Below are 4,555 nucleotides of genomic sequence, written 5' to 3'. Positions count from 1 at the left end.
GCTAAGCCTCATAGCGCCGATGGTACTGCAGGGGGGACCCTGTGGGAGAGTAGGACGCCGCCGAACAATCTTTAGTCAGAAAGCCCCGCCGGGTAACCGGCGGGGCTTTCTGCATTTCCGGACCAGATCAGCAGCCGGTCACCGGAGATCCAGCTTGAAGCCGAGGTGGGAGCCGGTGAAGCCGAGGCGTTCGTAGAAGCGGTGGGCATCGGTGCGGGTGGCGTCGGAGGTGAGCTGGACGAGTTCGGCGCCGAGGGTGCGGGACTGCTCGATGGCCCACTCGATGAGTACGGTGCCCAGGCCGGTGCCGCGGGCGGAGGCGTCGATCCGGACGGCCTCGATCAGGGTGCGGGTGGCGCCGCGGCGGGAGAGGCCGGGGATGACGGTCAGTTGGAGGGTGCCGACGGTGCGGCCGGCCGACTCGGCGACCACCAGGTGCTGGTGGGGGTCGGCGTCGATCCGGGCGAAGGCGTCCTGGTAGGGCGTCAGGTCGTCAGGGGACTCGCGGGTGGCGCCGAGCGGGTCGTCGGCGAGCATGGCCACGATGGCGGGGAGGTCGGTGGCCTCCGCCGGTCGGATTGTCAGGTCGTTCATGATCAGGACGATAAGGCACGACCGTACCCGCACTGTCGGTGCGGGACGGTACGGTGCGTAGCGCACCGTCACCGACCCGAGGGGGCGCCCTGTGAGCACGCAGAGTGCGCAGAACACACAGCGTCAGCTTGCCCAGGTGGAGGGCGTGTTGGAGCGGGTCACGTACGCCAACGAAGAGACGGGCTACACAGTGGCCCGGGTCGACACCGGGCGTGGGGCGAACGACCTGCTGACGGTCGTCGGGGCCCTGCTGGGCGCGCAGCCGGGGGAGTCGCTGCGGCTGTTCGGGCGGTGGGGCTCGCACCCGCAGTACGGGCGGCAGTTCATGGTGGAGAACTACACGACGGTGCTGCCGGCCACCGTGCAGGGCATCCAGCGCTATCTGGGCTCTGGGCTGATCAAGGGCATCGGCCCGCGCTTCGCGGAGCGGATCGTCGAGGCCTTCGGGGTGGAGACCCTGGAGGTGATCGAGAACGAGCCGAAGCGGCTGATCGAGGTGCCCGGCCTCGGGCCGAAGCGGACCAAGATGATCGCGGCGGCCTGGGAGGAGCAGAAGTCCATCAAGGAAGTGATGGTCTTCCTGCAGACGGTCGGTGTCTCCACCTCGCTGGCCGTGCGGATCTTCAAGAAGTACGGCGACGCCTCGATCGGCGTGGTGAAGAACGAGCCGTACCGGCTGGCCTCCGACGTCTGGGGCATCGGCTTCCTGACGGCTGACCGGATCGCCCAGGCCGTCGGGATCCCGCACGACAGCCCCGAGCGGGTCAAGGCGGGCCTGCAGTATGCGCTCTCGCAGAGCAGCGACCAGGGGCACTGCTATCTCCCGGAGGAGCGGCTGATCGCCGACGGGGTGAAGCTGCTCCAGGTCGATGTCGGCCTGGTGATCGACTGCCTGGCCGAGCTGGTGGCGGCCGAGGGAGTGGTGCGCGAGCAGGTGCCGGGCGAGGGTGGGCAGCCGATCACGGCGGTGTACCTGGTGCCGTTCCACCGGGCCGAGGTCTCGCTGTCGAATCAGCTGCTGCGGCTGCTGACCACCGACATCGACCGGATGCCGGGCTTCGCGGGGGTGGACTGGGAGGCTGCACTCGGCTGGTTGGCGACCCGTACGGGGGCCGAACTCGCGCCGGAGCAGCGGGAGTCGGTGAAGCTGGCGCTGACCGAGAAGGTCGCGGTGCTGACCGGGGGCCCGGGCTGTGGCAAGTCGTTCACGGTGAAGTCCATCGTCACGCTCGCGCTGGCGAAGCGGGCCAAGGTGGTGCTGGCGGCGCCGACGGGGCGGGCGGCCAAGCGGCTGGCGGAGCTGACGGGGGCTGAGGCGTCCACCGTGCACCGGCTGTTGGAGCTGCGGCCGGGCGGCGAGGCGGCGTACGACCGGGACCGGCCGCTGGACGCCGATCTGGTGGTGGTGGACGAGGCCTCGATGCTGGACCTGATCCTGGCGAACAAGCTGGTGAAGGCCGTCGCGCCGGGGGCACATCTGCTCTTCGTGGGGGATGTCGACCAGCTGCCCTCGGTGGGCGCGGGCGAGGTGCTGCGGGACATGCTGTCGGCCGGCAGTCCGGTCCCCTCGGTCCGGCTGACCAGGATCTTCCGGCAGGCCCAGCAGTCCGGTGTGGTGACCAACGCGCACCGGATCAACGAGGGTCTGCCGCCGATCACCGACGGCCTGCCGGACTTCTTCCTGTTCGCCGAGGAGGACGCGGAGGCGGCCGCCGGTCTGACGGTGGACGTGGTGGCCCGGCGGATTCCGCAGCGATTCGGGCTCGACGCCCGCCGGGACATCCAGGTGCTGGCCCCGATGCACCGGGGCCCGGCCGGTGCCGGCGCGCTGAACACGCTGCTGCAGGCCGCGGTGACACCGGCCAGGGACGGGCTTCCCGAGCGCCGCTTCGGCGGCCGGACCTTCCGGGTCGGTGACAAGGTCACCCAGATCCGCAACAACTACGAGAAGGGGAAGAACGGGGTCTTCAACGGCACGGTCGGGGTGGTGACCGACCTCAGCGTCGACGAGCAGCGGCTGACGGTGCGGACGGACGAGGACGAGGAGGTGCCGTACGACTTTGACGAGCTGGACGAGCTGGCCCACGCGTACGCCGTGACGATCCACCGTTCGCAGGGCAGTGAGTACCCGGCGGTGGTGATTCCGGTCACCACCTCGGCCTGGACGATGCTGCAGCGGAACCTGCTCTACACGGCCGTGACGAGGGCAAAGAAACTGGTGGTGCTGGTCGGCTCACGGAGAGCGATCGCTCAGGCGGTTCGGGCCGTCAGTGCTGGTCGCAGGCACTCGGCGCTTGATCATCGGCTCGCAACTGGATGATCGTCCAAGCGGCTGCCCTACTATGGGGTTGTCTTGACGTGAAGAGATTTACGGCGGAACCTGGTCTGTGCCGATCTTGTCCGGTTCATACCGGCTGCGGCGAGAGCTTTTGTAGGACACGGGCCTTCTCGGCCCACCCCGGGTGCACGACGGTCCTGCGAATGGGGGATCGTAGAGACAGTCAGGGCACCTTGGAAGAGGATTCATTTCGTCGGTGAGGAAGACGTGAGCGACAACTCGGTAGTACTGCGGTACCAGGACGGCGAGTACGAGTACCCCGTCGTCGAGAGCACTGCGGGCAACGCCGGCTTCGACATCTCGAAGCTGCTCCCGCAGACCGGCCTGGTCACCCTGGACAACGGCTTCGGCAACACCGCCGCCTACAAGTCCGCGATCACTTTCGTGGACGGTGACAACGGCATCCTGCGCTACCGCGGTTACCCGATCGAGCAGCTGGCCGAGCAGGCCAGCTTCATCGAGACCGCGTACCTGCTGATCAACGGCGAGCTTCCGAACGCCGACCAGCTGGCGGTGTTCAGCAACGAGATCACTCAGCACACCCTGCTGCACGAGGACGTCAAGCGCTTCTACCAGGGCTTCCCCCGGGACGCGCACCCGATGGCGATGCTGTCGTCGGTGGTCGGCGCACTGTCGACGTTCTACCAGGACAGCCACAACCCGTTCGACGCCGGCCAGCGCCACCTGTCGACCGTCCGGCTGCTCGCCAAGCTCCCGACCATCGCCGCGTACGCGTACAAGAAGTCGGTCGGCCAGCCGTTCGTCTACCCGCGCAACGACCTGAGCTACGTCGAGAACTTCCTCCGGATGACCTTCGCCGTCCCCGCCGAGGACTACGAGATCAACCCGGTCATCGTGAACGCGCTGGACAAGCTGCTGATCCTGCACGCGGACCACGAGCAGAACTGCTCGACCTCCACGGTCCGTCTGGTGGGCTCCAGCCACGCCAACCAGTTCGCCTCCATCTCGGCCGGTATCTCGGCGCTCTGGGGCCCGCTGCACGGCGGCGCCAACCAGGCCGTGCTGGAGATGCTGGAGGAGATCCAGAAGTCCGGCGGTGACGTCGACACCTTCATCCGCAAGGTGAAGAACCGCGAGGACGGCGTGAAGCTCATGGGCTTCGGGCACCGCGTCTACAAGGCCTTCGACCCGCGCGCCGCGCAGGTCAAGATCCTCGCGCACGAGGTGCTCGGCCAGCTCGGCAAGTCCGACGAGCTGCTGGAGATCGCGCTCAAGCTGGAGGAGCACGCGCTCAAGGACGACTTCTTCGTCTCGCGCAAGCTCTACCCGAACGTGGACTTCTACACCGGTCTGATCTACCGCGCCATGGGCTTCCCGACCAGCATGTTCACCGTGCTGTTCGCGCTCGGCCGGCTGCCGGGCTGGATCGCCCACTGGCACGAGATGATCAACGACCCGAGCAGCCGCATCGGCCGCCCGCGCCAGATCTACACCGGCGTGGAGATCCGCGACTACGTCGAGCTCGACGCGCGCTGACCCACCCCGTACGCAGCAGGGCCCGGCCACCACTGGTGGCCGGGCCCTGCTGCGTTACCGGATGAAGCGGCGCACGACGCCCGGGGGCGGCCCTGGTTGCCGGGAGCGGCCGCTCAAAGCGCTCCT

Annotated in this window: 3 protein-coding genes; 2 read left to right on the top strand and 1 reads right to left on the bottom strand. The window is 68.2% G+C overall.

Annotated elements, in window-relative coordinates; translation table 11 throughout:
* Positions 1 to 138: 138 nt before the first annotated feature.
* On the bottom strand, positions 139 to 594 hold the full coding sequence (locus ASC99_RS08435; RefSeq protein ID WP_057229986.1) for a GNAT family N-acetyltransferase: 456 nt from the start codon (positions 592 to 594) through the stop codon (positions 139 to 141).
* Positions 595 to 685: 91 nt separating this feature from the next.
* Between ASC99_RS08435 and ASC99_RS08430 the strand changes: the two genes are divergently transcribed.
* Together ASC99_RS08430 and ASC99_RS08425 are read left to right on the top strand one after the other, a co-directional pair.
* Positions 686 to 2,914, top strand: a complete 2,229-nt coding sequence (locus ASC99_RS08430) for an ATP-dependent RecD-like DNA helicase (protein WP_057229985.1) — start codon at positions 686 to 688, stop codon at positions 2,912 to 2,914.
* Positions 2,915 to 3,139: 225 nt separating this feature from the next.
* Entirely contained in the window at positions 3,140 to 4,429 is a 1,290-nt protein-coding gene (locus ASC99_RS08425) for a citrate synthase (protein ID WP_057229983.1), read from the top strand.
* Positions 4,430 to 4,555 lie beyond the last annotated feature (126 nt).

The sequence above is a fragment of the Kitasatospora sp. Root107 genome, assembly GCF_001424875.1.
GTDB lineage: Bacteria > Actinomycetota > Actinomycetes > Streptomycetales > Streptomycetaceae > Kitasatospora.
This window is presented reverse-complemented; position numbering and strand designations above follow the sequence as displayed.